Origin of the sequence: Microcoleus sp. PH2017_24_DOB_U_A, from assembly GCF_020738205.1 — a bacterium.
Classification (GTDB): Bacteria; Cyanobacteriota; Cyanobacteriia; order Cyanobacteriales; family Microcoleaceae; genus Microcoleus.
Genome location: NZ_JAEQCT010000109.1, coordinates 13,140 through 32,060, shown reverse-complemented (window position 1 = coordinate 32,060; position 18,921 = coordinate 13,140). Strand labels below are relative to the sequence as shown.

The 18,921-nt window shown below is 46.8% G+C and carries 10 protein-coding genes; 3 read left to right on the top strand and 7 right to left on the bottom strand.

From position 1 onward, the window contains the following. Window positions 1-7: 7 nt before the first annotated feature. From JGK07_RS26860 to JGK07_RS26845, 4 genes are all read right to left on the bottom strand, one after another. Window positions 8-1,240 (bottom strand): response regulator, encoded by a 1,233-nt coding sequence (locus tag JGK07_RS26860; protein ID WP_293291128.1) that lies wholly within the window; start codon window positions 1,238-1,240, stop codon window positions 8-10. A gap of 415 nt (window positions 1,241-1,655) precedes the next feature. After that, complete coding sequence (locus tag JGK07_RS26855) at window positions 1,656-3,578, bottom strand: response regulator (RefSeq protein WP_293193126.1); 1,923 nt, start codon at window positions 3,576-3,578, stop codon at window positions 1,656-1,658. Window positions 3,579-4,528: 950 nt separating this feature from the next. After that, window positions 4,529-6,376 carry an NFACT RNA binding domain-containing protein gene (locus JGK07_RS26850; protein WP_293185287.1) on the bottom strand — a complete coding sequence of 616 codons (1,848 nt, stop codon included), beginning with the start codon at window positions 6,374-6,376 and terminating at the stop codon, window positions 4,529-4,531. Window positions 6,377-6,783: 407 nt separating this feature from the next. Next, complete coding sequence (locus tag JGK07_RS26845) at window positions 6,784-8,343, bottom strand: NAD(P)/FAD-dependent oxidoreductase (protein WP_293193128.1); 1,560 nt, start codon at window positions 8,341-8,343, stop codon at window positions 6,784-6,786. 143 nt (window positions 8,344-8,486) lie between these two features. On the opposite strand from JGK07_RS26845, the gene JGK07_RS26840 reads away from it, so the two are divergent. Continuing rightward, window positions 8,487-9,089, top strand: coding sequence for a hypothetical protein (locus tag JGK07_RS26840; RefSeq protein ID WP_293185291.1), 603 nt, complete (start codon window positions 8,487-8,489; stop codon window positions 9,087-9,089). A gap of 136 nt (window positions 9,090-9,225) precedes the next feature. Here JGK07_RS26840 and JGK07_RS26835 read toward each other — a convergent pair whose 3' ends face one another. From JGK07_RS26835 to treZ, 3 genes are all read right to left on the bottom strand, one after another. Next, window positions 9,226-9,747 (bottom strand): tetratricopeptide repeat protein, encoded by a 522-nt coding sequence (locus JGK07_RS26835; protein ID WP_293185292.1) that lies wholly within the window; start codon window positions 9,745-9,747, stop codon window positions 9,226-9,228. A gap of 408 nt (window positions 9,748-10,155) precedes the next feature. Beyond that, window positions 10,156-12,948 (bottom strand): malto-oligosyltrehalose synthase, encoded by a 2,793-nt coding sequence (gene treY / locus JGK07_RS26830; RefSeq protein WP_293185296.1) that lies wholly within the window; start codon window positions 12,946-12,948, stop codon window positions 10,156-10,158. 116 nt (window positions 12,949-13,064) lie between these two features. After that, window positions 13,065-14,906, bottom strand: a complete 1,842-nt coding sequence (gene treZ / locus JGK07_RS26825; RefSeq protein ID WP_293193130.1) for a malto-oligosyltrehalose trehalohydrolase — start codon at window positions 14,904-14,906, stop codon at window positions 13,065-13,067. 321 nt (window positions 14,907-15,227) lie between these two features. Here treZ and JGK07_RS26820 point away from each other — a divergent pair, with 321 nt between their 5' ends. Both JGK07_RS26820 and JGK07_RS26815 read left to right on the top strand, forming a co-directional pair. Continuing rightward, window positions 15,228-17,279, top strand: coding sequence for an amylo-alpha-1,6-glucosidase (locus JGK07_RS26820; RefSeq protein WP_293225825.1), 2,052 nt, complete (start codon window positions 15,228-15,230; stop codon window positions 17,277-17,279). 475 nt (window positions 17,280-17,754) lie between these two features. Beyond that, entirely contained in the window at window positions 17,755-18,795 is a 1,041-nt protein-coding gene (locus tag JGK07_RS26815; protein WP_293219567.1) for a glucokinase, read from the top strand. The last annotated feature ends 126 nt before the right edge of the window (window positions 18,796-18,921 follow it).

Sequence of the window (18,921 nt, the reverse complement as noted above, 5' to 3'; positions counted from 1 at the left end):
ATCGATTCTAGGTCATCGATCTCAAAGAGCGATCGAACATCACAATACTGGCGGGAGCATATTTGATGAACAATTGCAGTTTTTCCTGAGTCTCCTCTAATGTTAGTTCTGCTTGTTTGCGCTCTCTAAGTTCGGTTTGTAGCTGTTCCAATAAATCAGCTTGTTGGATGGCAATACTAGCTTGTGCAGACAACTGTCGCAGCAATTCTATTTCTGAAGCTTGCCATTCTCGCGGCGCAACGCAGTGATGAGCAATTAGCAAACCCCAAAGATTTTCACCTTGGAGAATCGGCACGACTAAATTTGCCCTGACTTGGAGATTTGTCAGAAATTCTAGGTGACAGGGAGCAATTTGTGCCCTATAAATATCTGATTTAGCGGTGACTAAGCCTTGTCTGAAGCGTTCAAAATAGCTTTCACTAAGGCAAGGATCGTGTATCTGAGTGGATAGGATTGGTCTCGCTTCTGAACCAACTGACTCTACCACAACCCTGCCGCTCAAGTCTGGGGCTAATTGAAAGATAATTACGCGATCGCAGAGCAGAATATTTCTAATTTCTGTTACCGTGGTGTTGAGAATATCTTCTAATTTCAGGGAATCGCGGATAGCAAGTGCTGTTTTAGCCAGGATTTGCTGTTGCTGTCGCTGCCATTCCCGTTCTCTCATCAGTTGGCTGTGTCGCAGAACATAGCTAATGGAACGCTGCAAAACTTCTGGGGTAATCTGGCTTTTTTGTAAATAATCCTGAGCGCCGCTTTTGAGTAAATCAACGGCCATTTGTAGATTTCCCTGCCCTGTAAGCACGATCGCAGGAAGCGTATTTCGCCCAGTCTGTTGCAGCAGTTCCTCCAACAACTCTAACCCATCTATATCGGGTAAATAGTAATCTAGTAGCAAAATATCTGGGATCTGGTGCTGGCACCATTGCAGCGCATCTTCACCGTTATCAAATTCGACAATATTGTAGGTGCGATCGCTATCTTGCAACAAAAATCGGCGGTAGGTAGCGCGATCGACTTCTGAGTCGTCTACGAACAGAATCGTGTATTGGCCAGTTGCTTCAGGGCGGGTGGCCAAACCCAGAGAGTCCGGGAGGGTTAAGGTTGGCACTGCCGATGCTGTCGGTGGTAGCCCAGTTGCGGATTGCGATCGTCGGGCCTGCTGGAGAGCCGCCACTTCTGAGCGCAACAACTCTAATTCAGCAATCAGTTTGTCTTTAGTTTTGTCGATGTCTTCCATACTATTTAATGTTTTTGAAAGTGGTGATAAATAAAATCAGATTATGATAATTTTGGTAAAATTGAAAATTCAAACCAATATCGAAATAAAGTGTGTATCGTCTCGGTCAAAGTAGAGATCCCCATTTGTTTCAAAATATAACCATTCGCCCCTTGTTTGTAGCATCTAGGTAAGTCTAGTTCATTCAGTTGACAGTTGACTGTTGACTGTTGACAGCAACCTCTTCCGGTCAGTCCGAGGATTGGAGTAATGAATGCTCTTCTTTTAATTTATACGCCAAACCCAGAGGCTTTCAAGCAATTATTTCTGGTGAATTGTCAACACTCGTTTACCCTACTAATAATGTTGCATGATTTTTTCATTTTGGTATTACTGAGAAAGTCGAAAAATGTTAGAATGAATGGTTTTAGTAAGTTTAAGTATTTCGTGGCTTCAGGTTCGGAGCGGTGCGTTTGATGCGGCTGAGTACCCGTGTCACGAGTTCTGGCCCTAGAACTGGTTTGGTAATGAAGTCATCGGCTCCGGCTACAAAGGCTTGGCTGAGGGAATCTGCATCGGTGTGAGCAGTTACAACTAAGATTGGCAAATCTCCCCACTGCGTATCCTGCCGCACCACCTGGCACAACTCTAGCCCGCTAATTTGTGGCATCTCCAAATCGAGTATGACTAAGTTGGGCGAAGTTGTAACCAGCACCTCCCAAAATCCTTGAGGATCGGTTAATTTTATCACGTGCAAACCCCAAGGTATTAGCAGTGCAGATAAGTGAGCTAAAATAGCAGGATCGTCGTCAACAATTAATACTTTGGCTTGCGGGGCTTTAGTTTTGGTTAAGATACGGGATATGGCTTGAAAAATTTGGTCGGTGGTGGCAGGTTTGTGTAAAAATTGTTTGGCACCTAGGCGAGATACTGCTAGCCGATCGCCCAAACTGTCGCGCCCTGTAAATACAATTACGGGCAGGTTGGGCGATCGCTCGTTGAGTTCTCGCAGCAGCGTCAATCCATCTTCTTCTGTGTCGGGAAAGCTTAAATCTATTAAAATCAGATCGGGCATTGACATAGCCAAGCGCGATCGGGCAGCAGCGACATTCGGAGCAATTTTCATCCGAATTTTCCAAGTTTCGGATTCTGCTTTTAAGGATTCCGTCAAAGCAGTATCATCGTCAACTACTAGCACTCGATGACATACCGCGGTAGGCACTGGTGAATTGGTTGACGTAACTGTTGGTTTGGCTAATTCCTGCTCTAATCCTGTCACTACTTCCGAAAATCGTGTGATTTCTTCAGCAGTGAAAGGGCGAAGAACACCACAGGCGTTGACTGGGCTAACGGAGATTAGTAAATGCTCTGCCGATCGCGCTAATTTCGATCCTTCTGGATACCCAAAGGATGCCATAGAGCCTGCTAATTTATGCGCTTCATGCTTGGCCGCTCGATATAATTCGAGTTCCAAATTTCCGGCAATCATAGCGGTTTTTGCTTCCGACAAGACGGCAATTTGTTGCTGAAATACTCCTCGAAACCGCTCTAGCACTTTGTCAATCGCAGACGGATCTCCAGCGCGAGATTTCTGTTTGTTGGTGCTGTTGGTGCTAGAATTGTTTGAAAGCAGCGGTGCGGATTGGGGACTTCGCTTGAGTCGATAGCCCATGCCATAAACTGTTTCGATCATTTCTTCAGTCAAGCCGCCTGCTTTGAGTTTTTTTCGGATATCCTTAATATGAGTGTTTATGGCGCGATCGGTTGGTACATCGTCAAATCCCCACAGGCGATCGAGAATGGCGCTGCGGCTGAAGATGCGATCGGGATTTCGCATAAACAATTCCAGCAGGTTGTATTCTTTGGCTGTCAGTGAAATAAGTTGTTCGCCAAAGGTTACTCGCCCTGAATCCATGTCTAAACAAAGATTTCCCCAAGTCAATGTAGTGGATGAGTCTTTAGCAAAACTCCCAGGAGAAACTGCTTTAGAGCGCCGCAATAATGTGCGGATTCTTGCTAGCAATACTTCCGTACCGCAAGGCTTGTTGATGTAATCATCGGCTCCGGCGTCGAACCCTGCTACCACATCGGCATCTGAATCGTTTGCTGTCAGTAACAGGATCGGTTTGCGGTAGTTTTGCGATCGCAGTTGCCGGCACAGACTAATCCCATCTAGTTTTGGAACCTGCACGTCGAGCAAAATCAGGTCATACTCAATCAATGTTGCCAAGTCTAAGCCCGCTTGTCCGTCGCTGGCGCGATCGATCGTGTAGTCATTTGCTTCCAACACCTTTGCCAGTGTCGCACTCAGTAATGTATCATCTTCTACTAGCAGAATTCTGATCGGAGACTTGTTCATTGTGGTTGTAGGGTGCAATTCCGATGCGCTCAAGGCTGGTGGTGTAAGGCATTGGTCTTTCTTCTCATTCGATCGTAGGTTTGAATTTTAGAATATTCGGGCGATCGGACTTATTGATAATTTATTCATGCTAAGGGAGAATTAGTTGTGGGTCAGATTAATTTTAATTGATTGTATTAAAAAAAATTGCCTTTTTTTTTTAGGGTTCACACCTTGACTGCGAGCATTCAATCAAGTATAATTAGATAATGGAAATACTGGCAAAATTAAATTTTAAGTCACCACTTCCATTATCTAAAATATACCCCGGAAGTTGAGCAAAGTCAATAGGTAATAGTTCTTTTTTAGGGCGAATTTTTCAGAAGAAGCGATCGATCGCACTAACTAATTGTAGTTTAGACTTATTGTATAAATTTTTGAGTAATACGAAAACCGCAGATTTAAAGCAGATTGACGCAGATTAACGCAGATGAATTTCTAGATAGTCTGGGAATCAGTGCAAGAGGAAAAACGATCGTAAATTACAGAAAATTTGTACAATCAGAGGTGAGACGAGCAATTGCATTCATTCACTTTCCTCTCTTAAAAAGCATCTGCGTTAATCCGTGTTCATCTGCCTGACATCTGCGGTTGCCGGATCCAGCAAAGATTTATGGAATAAGTCGTCTTGTAGTTCTAAGTTTAAACAGAAACGACCAGCTTTAGCAAAAGCTGGTCTGCACAAAAAGTTAAATCCGTTGTGTTTTTTCCCACAGTGTTTTTCTCACAGTGAGGAAACCCAAGTTGCACGTTTCTTTGCAGCGGGTTACAAGAGCAATATCATCCCTCTTCAGCGGTATTTTAGCAAGAAAATTTATTTTTTGCAATAAAACGTTACATTGGAGACAGATTTTTATGTTTGATCGTTCGGACTTCAGTCCTCTGTTATTGGATGCGGAGTGAAATCCTCACTACGAACCTGCCGGGGCTTGCTGCGGCCGACCCCAGACAATTCGCTCTTGCTTGTACACAACCATACCAGGCTTCGCACCCTTCGGCTTGTACACATATTTCGGTTCTGTATAAACCACCGGAACTTGTTCGCTGTGGCGGGCGCGACTGTAGTATGCAGTCATGTCTGCCGCAAATTGCAAATCGGTTTCTTCAGCAACTGTACCGGGTGTGAGGCGCAGCAAGGCGTGACTTCCGGGAATCTCTAGGGTGTGAAACCATAAATCGTAGTCGTTGGCTGTACGAAAGGTGAGTTGGTCGTTTTGGCGGTTGTTGCGCCCGATTAATAGTTCAAAGCCGCTGGGGGTTTGGTAGCGGTGAAATTCGATCGCAGCATTTTTGTCACTGCCACGGTAATCTGATACAACTAGATATTTTTGCTGAATCAGTTCTTCGCGGATTTCGGCGAGGGTTTGCAAATCTTGGGTGTTGCGGTAGGCTTCTAATACCGAAAGTGCGGCTTCGACTTGTTCTAAATAGTCGATTTCTTCTTGTACTGCTGCTAACAACGGTTCTACTGCAATGCGAGCTCTTTTAAGTTTTTGGTGTTTTTTGTAAATTGCTTGAGCGTTTTGAACGGCGTTTTTTTCCACGTTTAGTGGAATAATTACTGGTTTTTCGGTTTCAAAGTCTGGGAGAGAAATTGATTTCATTCCCGGTTTCCAATGCTGCAAGTTTGCCATTAACAAGTCGGCTTGGGATTTGTGAGTGTCTGCATCTGCTGATTGCTGCAAGCGTTCTTTAAATGTGTTGGCTTTGAGGCGCAGTTTTGCTAGGACGTTGTTGAGTTTTTGGGTTAGTTGATGCCGCAGTTGGGCAAATACTTGTTGGTTGATTTCGCCTGTGTAGTAACTGTTGAGTAATTGTTGAACGGAAGAGAAGGAAGAAGGAAGAGGCAAGAAGGAAGAAGGAAGAGTGGAGTTAGATTCGTTGGCAGATTCAGCTTCTGAATAGAAGGAAGAAGGAAGAGGGGAATTAGATTTGTTTTCGGGATTTGTTTCTTTTTCGTCTGGTTTTGGCCAGTCGATGACGCTGTAGCCTTCGGGGGTAAAACTTGGTTGAAATTTGGAGTTTTCTAGACATTGCAACCAGTACAGCCAGCGATGAAATAGTTGCTGCCATTGGTGGGGATTTAGGCTGTCTGTGGATTGTTCGGGGTCGAGATTTGCCGATCGAATCATCGATACAACTAAGACTTTACTCAACCCTCGGTAATTCTTCAACAGATTGGTCTTTAATTGCCCGGGAACCAGGCTAATTCGTTCTTTCCAGCGATCGAGAGATTCGATCGCACTTGGCACTGCATCCGTCAAAGACGGGGGCAATTCGTAGGGTTGCCCGGTTTGGATGGGACGCACGCTGGACTGTTTGGCGCTGACTTGGTGGGCGCAGGTGACAACGAGATTGTCTTCGGCGGTGAGGATAACATTGCTGTACTTACCCATGATTTCGGCGTAGAGATGCCAGAGGGCGTGTTCGCCGGGGCGTTTGGCGAATTGCAAGTCGATGACTCTTTCCCAAGGAGACACGGGGGCGATGGAAACTAAGGCTAAACCGCTGAGTTGGTGTCGCAGTTGTTCGCTGAAGGTGAAGGTGTCGGGAATTCGGGGCGGGGAGTCGCCGACGCAGATGCGGGCGGCTGCTGGATGGGATGAAATGTCTATCCAGCCGCGTTGGTTCATGGTTCGCAGGGCCAGGGACACTGTGAATCGATCGCGCTGGTAGACTTGTTCTAAGCGCGCTGGCAGCCATTGGGTTCGCAGTTCGCTGCAAGCTGCGGTTAATGTTGTAAAGTCTACGGGTTGCACGGTGGCCTCTTTTTGCGATCGATCGAGCTATGTATTTCTATGCTGACAGATGTTGGTCGTATTTGACCGATAGTATCAAAGTTTTGTGCCAATTTTTGATAATCGGCCGATCGCAAATCCGGGCACAAGAATGTGCGATCGCATTTGGGAAAATACAGGACACAACAAATAGGTTTGTAGTAAGGACTTTAGTCCTCTCATTTTGATGCGGACTAAATTCCTCACTACGAACCTATCTTTATTTGTTCGTAGTGAGGACTTTAGTCCTCTGATTTGATGCGGACTAAAGTCTTCACTACGAACCTATTTTTATTTGTTCGTAGTGAGGACTTTAGTCCTCTGATTTGATGCGGACTAAAGTCCTCACTACGAACCTATCTTTATTTTCAAAATTTCATGCAATAAGTCTAAGATTTTAGACCGAGATCCCGCAGCATTTCTAAATGTTTGTGCAGGGGTGCGATCGTATTAGCTGCGATCGCCCCGCTAGCAGCAACAGCGGGCAAACCGATACCCGGAAAAGTCGAATCTCCGCAGCAAAACAGACCCGCCAAAGGAGTTCCCGGCCCTGGAAACAAGCCTGTACCGGCGCGAATTCCCGGCCCGTAGGAACCCCGATTCCTCCGCAAAAACCGTTCGTGGGTTAGCGGTGTTCCAACTAATGTGACTTCGCAGCGCGATCGAATATCGGGGATAATCCTCTCTAATGCTTCCCACATCACCTCGGCGCGCGCTTGCTTTTGCTGTTTGTATTCTTCGCTGGCGCGATCGAGCTTTTGCCATAAATCATAAGGCTCGTTACCGGGCGTGTAGGCGTGAATGACGTGTTTCCCGTCCGGTGCGAGGTGGGGGTCGAGGAGGGAGGGAATCGAGACCAGGACGACGTTTTGAGGCGCGGAAACTCCCAGATCCCAGTCCTTGACGAAGATATAGTGACAGGCTAAGTCCGATCGCACTTCCGCAGCATCAATTCCCAGATGCAAGTGCATAAAACTATCGCATTCGGGAGTCGCCTGTCGCTGTTGGCGAAACCGTTTGGGGATAGAGTTTTCCGGCAAAAGTTTCAGCGTATCCCAAACCGAGGCGTTGGAAACGACGGCTTTGTGCGATCGAATAATTTTACCCGATCGCAGCCGCACACCCGCCGCCCGGTTATTTTCCACCAAAACCTCTGCAACGTGGGAATTTAGCAGCAACTGCCCTCCGTGGCGCTCTAAACCGCGTACCAGGGCATCAACAAGGGCTCCACTACCGCCGATCGGATAATCCAAAACGGCATTGGGGCGATACCAGTCGGCGAACATGAAAGCGACTTCGGCTGCGATCGTGCCGTCAGCGGGAAGTCCAGACAGCAGGAAACACAACAGGTTCAGCCAATTTTTCACAAACGGATCTTTGACATTTGCGTCCATAATCCGGCTGAAAGGGCCTGCAAGGGCGATCGCATCTCCAGCACTTTGCAGGAAAGCCGGTGCAAATTTGCCGAGGGTAAACGCAGCGCCCCAATCGAAGCGCAAAGCCAGTGAGGGTAAGGCTGTGGCAGCTTTGGCGTAGGGTTCCATCACTCGCTGGAGTTTTTGCCATTCGGCTGCTGCTTCGCTTCCGCGCAGTTTGAAAAGCACTTCACCAAATTGACTCGCGCCTACGGATGTGTCGAAATCGCCTTCGGGCAAACAGCAACCCCAAGTATCGTAAGTGATGCAGGGAAGTTTTTCGCCGATCGCATCGAGAACTTGTCGCAGCGGATTCGCAGAGGGGCTGTAGGATAATCCTGAGTACAAAGATGGCCCGGAATCGAAGGTAAATCCGTCCCGTTTGAACCCGTGGGCTGCCCCGCCCGCGATCGAATGACTTTCGCAGACAATCACGTCAAAGCCATAACTGGCAAGCATTGCACCGCAACTCAACCCACCAATTCCGCTACCGATGATAATGATTTCTGTGTCCGTGGGGGCGATCGTCACCATGTTGTTCTCCGCTACCTACATCCCCTAATATTATTACAAACCCCTCTCTTTCCCTCTCCCTCTGCGCCCTCTGCGGCCTCTGCGGTTCATTACCTCAAAAAAATCCAATAGAAAACGAACCTTCCTATATTATTGTTAGTTAAATGGAAAACATATCAATTCTAGAACAAGCCGCCATATCCAATCCTAAACCATCTTCCACCGCCGTAGTCGCAGCCCTCTTAGAAGCGGAGAAAAACGCCAAAAAAACTAAAACTCGCTATTCCTTCGAGCAACTAACCGGTAATTGGCGCTTGTGCTTTATAACTGGCACGAAAAAGACTCGACAAAAAGCGGGAATTGTGTTAGGCGCCGGACGTTACATCCCCGAATGGGTGGCGAAAATTCAAATTGCTTACTCAGTTGAACCTGTTGCTGAAGGCGAAAAGCCTAGTGAAACGGGCAGAGTGGAGAATTCAGTGCTCGTTGGGGCGATCGAATTAACTCTTTCCGGGCCGACCAAGTTTTTGGGTAATCAGAATATTTTAGCATTTGATTTTACCAGAATTAGGGTGAAATTGTTGGGTAAAACCCTGTATCAAGGATTTATTCGCGGCGGTGAAGCGCGGGAGGCGGAATTTTTTAGCTTGAGTGTGGGGAAGCAGGCATTTTTTGCATATTTTCTGGTAGAAGATGGGATAATTGCTGCGAGGGGAAGGGGTGGCGGATTGGCTTTGTGGGGGAGAGTTTCAACAGTTGACAGTTGATAGTTGACAGTTGACAGTTGACAGTTTGAGATCGACCTCTACCTAGAACTCCGAGGAATGAAACAGTGAATAATTTTGTTTTATTTCCCCCTCGAAGGAGGAGGATTTAAACCCATTATTCTTGGTGAACTGTGACTTATTCATTGGTTTTGTTGACTTCTTTGATATTCTCCAAAATACTAGCTTCCAGCGTGCGATCGCCTATTTGTCGCGCAATTGCCAAAGCTTGGTTATAGTATTTCAAAGCTTCAGGCGGCTGTCCCATAGTCTGGTATACTGAACCAATACTATCCAAAATATCAGCTTCCTCAGAGCGATCGCCGACTTCTCGGGCGATCGGCAAAGCTTGGTTAAAGTATTTCAAAGCTTCTTCCAGCCTAGAACTAATGTAGTAATTAAGACCAATAGCATTGAGTGCTATGCCTTCAAGTTCTCTATTTTTAAGTTTTTGTGCAGTGGCTAAAATTTGCTGCCATATTTCGATCGCCTGTTGGTATTTTTCTTGCTTTTGCAGTCGATCTGCTTCCTCTATCAGTTTCAGAAGTTCTTCACTCTGTGCATCTTGACTTTGTGCCCAACTAGGTTGCACCATCACCGGCACAGTCAGAGGACTCAAACACGCACTCAAAACAAAAATAATGCTGAGAATTTGTTTCATATTTTTTATAATTCACGACCGACAGCGACAGATCTCAACCTATCGCCGTCGCTATAAACAACCAATTCGCCTAATGACTACTGACATAATGAATAATAACGCAATACAGTTCAGATAAGAGATTATATAGCCTTTATGAGAAAGGTGAGGTACGTAGTTGGGCTTCAGCCCTCTTAGTCTAACGGCTATAGAAGCTGTCAGTCATACCTCATATCTTTGAGAAAGGCTATAACAGGGAAAATCAATCACAAATAGACACTCTTGTTTGCTTCGTTCCTCTCTTCGGACAATCTTAACTGAACCGTATTGAATAATAACGTTAGCGATCGGGAACAGCACAACTGTCAACTGTCAACTGTCAACTGTCAACTGACAACTGTCAACTGTCAACTGTCAACTGTCAACTGACTACTGACTAATCAACAAAGCTGCGGGAAAGTAGCTGAGAGCATCACCAATGGCCAGCTTACCGTTACTTTCAACAGGCTGATTGGTAATCGCATCCTTCCAAACCGACGGCATTTGCTCCGACAATTCCAGATTAGTATCTTTCCAGACTTGTTTGCCGATCGGCATTTCTTCCGGTTTCACAATTCCCGTCAAGTATCGAGGAGCGATCGCAATAACAGTAGTATCTTCAAATCTGCGAGCAAAAGCAATCACGTTATCTTTAAAAGTGCCAACTGCGTGCAGTGGTTGATAATCGCCAGATTGAAAAACTTGCAAGTATTTTTTTCTAGCTTCTAGGACTCTTGCCGTCAAAAACAACTTAATTCTAGCATCTTCCCGCGTCGCAATCAAATCTTCAACCAGTTGCAAAATATCCGTCTCAGCTTGCTGTTTAATTTCCCGCAAAACCTCGATTCGGCGATCGAAATCCACTGGACGGCGGTTGTCCGGATCGACGTGGCTTAAATCCCAAAATTCCGTGCCTTGATAAATGTCGGGAACCCCAGGTGCCGTAATTTTTAGCAGCGTTTGAGATAAAGAATTGAAAATTCCGTAATCAGCTACTTTTTTCCAGAAAGGTAGAAATTTCTTGAAAAACTGATTTTGTTCTGAAGGTTCGAGAACGCTATCGATAAAGGTCATAAACCCAGTTTCGTAGTCGTTGTCAGGTCTCAGCCAAGCTGTATAAACTTTGGCTTCGCGGACAGCTTTGATCGCATAATCTTTGACGCGAGTAACATAATCAGTGTTTTCAATTTCCTCAAATGGAAAACTGCCAAGCAGAGTTTGGTACAAGAAGTATTCGTCATTGGTATCGGGAACCATGCGATTGACAAAGTTAACTTTCTTAGATGAGTTTACCTCTCTCCAAGACCTGACTTGCTGTTCCCATTCCTCAGGAATTTCTGACAAAACATTAAGTCTCGCTCGCACATCTTCGCCGCGTTTGGTATCGTGGGTAGCTGTAGCATTCATTTTGTGCGGCCAAGCTACTTGCTGCTGCTTGTTGAACTCGTGAAAATCCGCCAGCGAAACGCCGAAGTGACTGGGGTTTCCTCCGACTTCGTTGAGGGATAAAAAGCGATAGTAGACGTATAGCAACGTGTCTTCAACGCCTTTGGCCATCAGGGGGCTTGTCAACTGCTGGAGTTTCATGACAAAGTGCCTGCGCTCCTCTTTTTGTTCGGTTGTGAGGGTTTCTTCTTCTTCCAGCAACAGCAGCGTTTCGATAAATTTCAGTTCTTTGAGGAGTCGCGGTACTAATTCTTTGGCGTGGGCGATCGCATATTTGACGTAAATGCGATCGGACTCTCGCAAACCGTCTTGATTAATGTAAGTTCTGTACACTGGAAAAATCGTCAAAACCGCAGCCAGCGCTTTTTCCAAACCCGGACGAGTAAAGTCATTTCCCTGTCGGGATTGACCGGAAATATTCTTCAAAAGCTGAGCCAGATTGTCTACATCTCCCGCCAAATTTTTCTCAACAATCAGCCCTTTTTTATCTAAAAACAACTGTTCGTAAGGAACATTTAATCGAGTAAATCTCTGATAGATTTCGCTAAATTGCTGTTCGCGATCGCACCGACAAAAAACGCCGTTTACGTAGTTCAAAAAGTCGTATCCACTGGTTCCCTCAATCGGCCAATAGGACGGCAAATCTTCCTCGTGTTCCAGAATCTTTTCCACAGTAATGTAAGTGTCTCCAACTCTCTCGCGGAGCCGTTTCAAATATTCTGTGGGGTCGTACAGTCCGTCGATGTGGTCGATTCTCAATCCGGTAAACTTTCCCTCGTCCACCATGTCGAATATCAGAGCGTGGTTTTTATGGAAAACTTTAATCTCTTCAACTTTTACCGAAATCAGTTCGTTGACAGTAAAAAACCTGCGGTAGTTGATTTCTTCGGCACCCACTTTCCAGAAAGAGAGACGATAAAATTGCTCCGAGAGTAAACTATCTAACAAATTAAAGCTTTCTGGATTGCCTTTTTCTCCGTTAAAGAAATTGATATTTTCATCGATAAATTCCTGGACGATGGGATTTTGATTGTAGAGTTCCCACAGCAGCCCTTTGACAAAAGCTATCTGATCGTATCTGGCTTTACCTTTAGCTTCAGAAGGTGTATTCTTAATTAGATAAAGAATTCCCAAAAACTTGATAAAATCTGGATGGCGCCTGCCTAATTCCCTGCCTAAATGCCCCAAATTATGACCGATAAAACTAGCATAAGATTCAATTTTTACAGGCAATTGTAAGCTGTAGTAATTGATAGTTAGCCCAATTTCGCTGTATTTGAGTTGAATCTCGCCATTTTCCAGACACTCGCCATAAAAATTGCCCAGCAGCGGAGCCAGCACTCGACCTCTGAGATGTTCGTAAGCGTGATTCCATTCAATATCGAAGTAATCGAAATAGTCGGAATCCGGCCCGTGTTCTAATACGTCTAACAGCAACAAATTTTGAGTGTCGTAAGCCATGTGGTTCGGAACAATATCTTGCAGCCATCCCATGTTCAGTTTCTTGATTTCGTAGGTGAGGGCTTCAAAGTTTTCTGATGTTCCCAATTCAGGATTGATTTGATTTGAGTCAACCACATCGTATCCATGACTGCTGCCTTTTTTGGCTTTGAATATCGGTGAGGCGTAAAGGTCGGTAATTCCTAATTCTTCGAGATAGCTGAGGATTTGTTTGGCGGCTTCAAAGTTAAAACCTGCATGAAATTGAATCCGATAAGTGGTTGTGGGAATTCTCATCATGTTAATTTTAGTCCTAATTGATTAGTCGATCGGGTAGTTGACAGAAATTACGCAAACAGTGGCTGGACGCGAGTTATAGCGGTTCTCTGAAAGATCGGGTACGTTGTTGGGCTTTAGCCCTCTTGGTTTAATTGGTTATATTGGTAGAGTGCAAAACTATGCGGTTTAACACTCAATTCTTGCTTAGAATTGATATTTTCCGGCAAGCTAGAACCTGAACCCATCCATTTTACATCAGCAGAGTCTAAAATTTTGTGACCATTGCCTTGGGGAAGTGCGGTCGTAACAGCGACCTCTTGCTTGTTGAAGTTCAGGATGCAGAATATCTGGCTGTTATCTGTCCACCGACGAAGAAACAAGATTTTTTCTGCTTCAATACTGGAAACTTCTAGATTTTTTTTGTCGAGTTTTTTCAGGGCGGGAATTGTTCGCCGCAGTTGAATCAAATGCTGGTGCCATTCCCAGAGGATTTTGTGTTTTCCTGCTGTTGATTTTTCCCAGTTTAACTTGCACTTTTGGAAACTCTCAGGACTTTGGGGGTCTTGAAATTCGCCTCTGTCTTCAAAAGCTTTAAATTCTTGTTGCTTGTCCTTGCGAATCGCTTCAATTAAGTCAGGATCTGAGTGGGAAACAAAGTAGAAAAACGGCGCTGTTTCTCCGTACTCTTCTCCCATAAACAAGAAAGGAATGTAGGGAGAAATCAAAACTGTAGCTGCTGCAAGTTTTAGTGCTTCAAAGTCAACTATTTGCGAGAGTCTGTCTCCTAAAATCCGGTTGCCGATTTGGTCGTGGGTTTGGGAAAATACCAGAAATTTCTCGCCCGGTTCATCTTTGACAGAATTGCCGTGTTTTCGCTTTCTGTGAGGTGCATACTGGCCGGAGTAAACAAAGCTTTCTTTGAAGGATTTTTCTAGGTGTTCGCACTTGCCAAAGTCTTGGTAGTAGCGGTCATTTTCTCCGGTAAGCAAGGCGTGCAGTGCGTGGTGGAAATCGTCGCACCACTGGGCGTCTAATCCGAAACCGCCGAGTTCTTTGGGACGTACTGTGCGGACATCGTTTAAGTCACTTTCTGCGATTAAGTAAAGTTTCCTTCCGATTTCTTGGGAAATCTCGGCGGTGGCGTCGGAGAGTTCTTGCAAAAATGGTCTGGCACCTACTTCAAATATTGCTTGAATTGCATCTAATCTCAGACCATCGATGTGATAGTCTCGAAACCAGTAGAGGGCATTTTGAATAAAGTAGTTCCGCACGCCGTCGCTGTAGGCGTCGTCGAAGTTGAGGGGGTCTCCCCAAATCGAGCCGTATTTTGAGGTAAAGTAGGGGCCGAAGTCGCGGAGGTAGTTTCCTTCGGGGCCGAGGTGGTTGTAAACGACATCGAGTATTACTGAGATGCCGTGTTCGTGGCAGGCGTTGATAAGTTTTTTGAAGCCTTCGGGGCCGCCGTAGGAGTTTTGAACGGCGTAGGGATATACGCCGTCGTATCCCCAGTTTCGATCGCCGGGAAATTGGGCGACTGGCATAATTTCGATGGCGTTGATTCCCAATTCTGTGAGTTTTTTGAGTTGGGGAATTATTGCTTCAAATGTTCCGGCTTGGGTGAATGTGCCGACGTGCAGTTCGTAGATAATCATTTCCGACAGCGGCACGCCTTGCCAATTTTTGTCTTTCCAAGCAAAGGCGTTTTCATCTATTACTTGGGATGGGGTGTGGACGCCTTGGGGTTGATATTTTGAGGCTGGGTCGGGTCGGTCGGTTTTTCCTTCGAGTTGGTAGGTGTAAAGGGTTCCGGGTGCGATGTCTGTAGCTGTGGTTTGCCAATAACCTTCTGCGGATTGTTGCATGGGTATCTGGCGTGGTTCTGGGGAAACAATTTGGACTGCTATTTGTTTGATTGTGGGCGCCCAAACTGTAAACTCACATTGGTTGTTGCCGAGGTAATTTGCTCCTATCTTCACTTTGAGTGGTTCTCCTTATAAAATAGGTTGGTTGTCCGATCGCCCTTGGGACGCAATCAAATGCTGTGTTCTTAAGGTGAGAGCGCCTGTGTAGATGGTAATATTACTTAAAATTACAAACAACTAACTCCAGACAGAGTAACGGTTAGAATTATCGCTGGGGCAAAAGTAGCGGTTCGTTATGTATAAATTAGACCATGAATCTGCACCCTTAGCGATCGCCATTCTTGGTCAACTGCAAGAGTTAATATTTCTGGTTTTTTATATAAGGTCTAAAATATATCTAAAGGTAGATAGCAAATCAGCGCGAGCGTGTATTCTATGGTTATTGCTTTTGGACGGGAAATCTGCTGCAATCTTGACTCGGCGGAGTCTCGCGAGTGGTTGGTGACAAACGGAATCGGGGGTTACGCTAGCGGGACGATCGCAAATCTCCTCACCCGCCGCTATCACGGGCTGCTGGTGGCTGCCCTCAAACCCCCGCTGGCACGGACTTTGATGCTCGCCAAGCTGGACGAGACGGCCGTGTATGCCGATCGCGCCTACCCGCTTTATACCAACCGCTGGGCCGACAGTACGATCGAGCCCCACGGCTACAACTGCATCGAAAGCTTCCACCTCGAAGGTACGACGCCTGTGTGGAGGTATGCCCTCGCCGACGCTATCCTCGAAAAGCGGATTTGGATGCAGCAAGGTGCTAACACAACATATATTCAATACCGCTTGCACCGCGCCTCACAACCGATCGCGATCGCAGTCAAAGCCCTAGTCAACCACCGCGACTACCACCACATGACAAGTGCGGGCGACTGGCCTGTGAGTCTGGAAACTTTGACACAAGGGGTTTGCGTGACGGCTTTTGACGGAGCCGCACCCCTGTACCTGCTGACAGATGCTACTCCAGAGGCTAAATTTCGAGTTTCTACGCCCTTATACAATTGGCACTACGGATTTAATTTGGCAGCCGAACAGCGGCGCGGATTGGACTGCTGCGAGGATCACTTGCACGCGGCGACTTTTCACTTTGCGATCGCACCGGGAAATTCTCTCACATTGATAGCCAGCACCGACAAAAATCCCGAACTCAACGGCGGTACAGCTTTAGAAGTGCGCCACACTTATGACCAACAACTGCTGCAAAAATGGTCAAAAATCAGCGAATCTCCAGACTGGATTAATCACTTAGTGCTAGCAGCCGACCAATTTATCGTCAACCGCCCGCTACCAAAGGAACCCGAGGGTAAAACGATTATCGCCGGATATCCCTGGTTCAGCGACTGGGGGCGCGATACGACGATCGCCCTGCCCGGCCTCACAATCTGTACCGGGCGGTGGGAAATTGCCCGATCGATTTTGCGAACATTTGCACGGTATGTCGATCGCGGAATGCTGCCAAACCGCTTCCCCGATGCCGGGGGCGCTCCGGAATACAACACCGCAGACGCGACGCTGTGGTACTTTGAGGCTGTTCGCGCTTACTGCGACTGCACCGGAGACGACGAACTTTTGAGCGAACTCTGGCCGACACTATGTGAGATTGTCGATTGGCACGTAAACGGAACTCGGTATAACATCCGCGTCGATCCTGACGACGGTTTAGTCTACGCGGGGGAAAGCGGCGTGCAACTGACTTGGATGGACGCGAAAATCGGCGATTGGGTGGTGACTCCTCGGATTGGTAAGCCGATCGAACTTAGCGCGCTTTGGTACAATGCCGTGCAAGCTATGGCAAGTTTTGCTCGAAAACTGGGCAAGCCTCACAATGAATATCAGCAGTTGGGCGATCGTACCGCCACCGGATTCGATCGCTTCTGGAACGACTCAACCAGTTACTGCTACGACGTTCTCGACGGCCCCGACGGACACGACATTTCCCTGCGGCCCAACCAAATATTCGCCGTTTCCCTGCCCCTGGACTCGATTCCTGGGTACGCCGCCAAGTCCTTGTCAGCGGGCAAGCGCCAGGAAACCCGTTATACACCGTTACTCACGCCCGTACAGCGCCGCGCCGTCGTGGACGCCTGCGCTCAGGGGCTGCTCACTTCCCACGGCCTGCGGAGCCTATCCCCACAACACCCGCAGTATCGCGGCGCCTATGAGGGCGACCAATTGCAGCGCGACAGCGCCTATCACCAAGGCACAGCTTGGGGCTGGCTGATCGGCCCGTTTGTCTTGGCGCACTTGCACGTATACAAAGACCCAGCACAAGCTCTCCAATTCCTGGAACCGATGGCACATCATATAACTGCTGGCGGAGTTGGCAGTCTCGGCGAAATTTTTGAGGGCGACGCCCCCCACTCGCCCCGGGGCTGCACGGCTCAAGCTTGGACTGTGGCCGAGGTGCTACGGGCTTGGTTGGCAGTTGACAGTTGACAGTTGACAGTTGACAGTTGACAGTTGACAGTTGACAGTTAAATAGTAGCCAAATCAAACCGTTTCTCGATCGTGGGGTCAGGGATCTATAGTTGTTAATAGTGATAAGTAGGTTGGGTAGAACTGAGATCTTGCACCATTCTCAACAAGCCTTTTGTGAACAGGCTCAGTTGACAGTTGACAGTTGACAGTTGACAGTTGACAGTTGACAGTTGACAGTTAAATAGTAGCCAAATCAAACCGTTTCTCGATCGCGGGGTCAGGGATCTATAGTTGTTAATAGTGATAAGTAGGTTGGGTAGAACTGAGATCTTGCACCATTCTCAACAAGCCTTTTGCTGACAATCATGCAAGATGTGAGGTACAACGAAGTGAACCTACGCTTCGCTGGATCCAACCTGAAAATTATTGGTTTAACAGTGGACAATACTGTCAACTGTCAACTGTCAACTGTCAACTGTTTTATCGGAGGTTTATGGCATTATTATTAGCGGGCGATATTGGCGGAACTAAGACAATTTTGCGCTTGGTAGAAAGGACTGCTGATGGTGCAATGAATGCTCTTTACGAGTTTCGCTATCCGAGCGGGGAATTTCCCGATTTAGTGCCGATAGTTCAACAGTTTTTGACGGAAGCTGCTACTAAACTCGATTTGGCAGTGGAGCCTGAAAAAGCTTGTTTTGCGATCGCAGGCCCAGTAGTCAACAACAGCGCCAAACTGACAAATTTGCCTTGGCTGCTGGATGCAAAGCGTCTGGAAGAAGAATTAGGAATCTCCCGTGTTAGTTTGATTAATGATTTTGTAGCGGTTGGTTACGGCGTGTGTGGTTTGGAAGCTACAGATATACACACCTTGCAAGTAGGAAAACCGAGCCAGCACGATCCAATTGCTGTGATTGGTGCGGGTACAGGTTTGGGACATTGTTTTGCAATTCCCGAAGCAAATGGGATCAGGGTTTTTTCTTCGGAAGGGGGACACGGTGACTTTGCTCCTCGCTCGGAGTTGGAGTTTGAATTGCTGAAATATTTGTTAGCAAAACATGACATTCAAAGAATATCGATCGAGCGTGTAGTTTCGGGACAAGGGATTGTCTCAATTTACCAGTTTTTGCGCGATCGCAAGTTTGCTCCTGAATCAGCCGAAGTGGGGGAAGCGATCGCTCAATGGGAGTCGGAAATCGGTAAAACCGAGAAAACAGTCGATCCGGGGGCGATAATTGCGGCGGCTGCACTCCAAAAGTGCGATCGGCTTTCGGAACAAACAATGCAAATGTTTGTAGAAGCTTACGGTGCGGTGGCCGGAAATATGGCTGTTTCACTTCTACCTTACGGCGGTTTGTACGTAGCCGGCGGCATCGCTGCGAAGATTTTGCCACTGATTCTAGAAGGCAGTTTTATGCGAGCTTTTACGCACAAAGGTCGGATGGATTCGCTATTAGAAATGATACCAGTTCGCCTGGTTTTGAATGGCAATGTCGGGTTAATTGGAGCGGCGGTTTGTGCGGCAGGTCTTTAGGGGATTGAATCTGAGGAAGTTGTTAAAATTAGGGGCGGGCTAGAAGCCCACCCCACAAGATTTTTTGTGGCACAGGCATCTTGCCTGTGAAAGTGCTTGTGGCACAGGCATCTTGCCTGTGACAAA

Excerpts from the sequence above, each read along its gene's own strand:
- JGK07_RS26860 (WP_293291128.1), bottom strand. The coding sequence starts at position 1,240 with ATGGAAGACATCGACAAAACTAAAGACAAACTGATTGCTGAATTAGAG.
- JGK07_RS26855 (WP_293193126.1), bottom strand. The coding sequence starts at position 3,578 with ATGAACAAGTCTCCGATCAGAATTCTGCTAGTAGAAGATGATACATTA.
- JGK07_RS26845 (WP_293193128.1), bottom strand. The coding sequence starts at position 8,343 with ATGGTGACGATCGCCCCCACGGACACAGAAATCATTATCATCGGTAGC.
- JGK07_RS26840 (WP_293185291.1), top strand. The coding sequence starts at position 8,487 with ATGGAAAACATATCAATTCTAGAACAAGCCGCCATATCCAATCCTAAA.
- JGK07_RS26835 (WP_293185292.1), bottom strand. The coding sequence starts at position 9,747 with ATGAAACAAATTCTCAGCATTATTTTTGTTTTGAGTGCGTGTTTGAGT.
- treY (WP_293185296.1), bottom strand. The coding sequence starts at position 12,948 with ATGAGAATTCCCACAACCACTTATCGGATTCAATTTCATGCAGGTTTT.
- JGK07_RS26820 (WP_293225825.1), top strand. The coding sequence starts at position 15,228 with ATGGTTATTGCTTTTGGACGGGAAATCTGCTGCAATCTTGACTCGGCG.
- JGK07_RS26815 (WP_293219567.1), top strand. The coding sequence starts at position 17,755 with ATGGCATTATTATTAGCGGGCGATATTGGCGGAACTAAGACAATTTTG.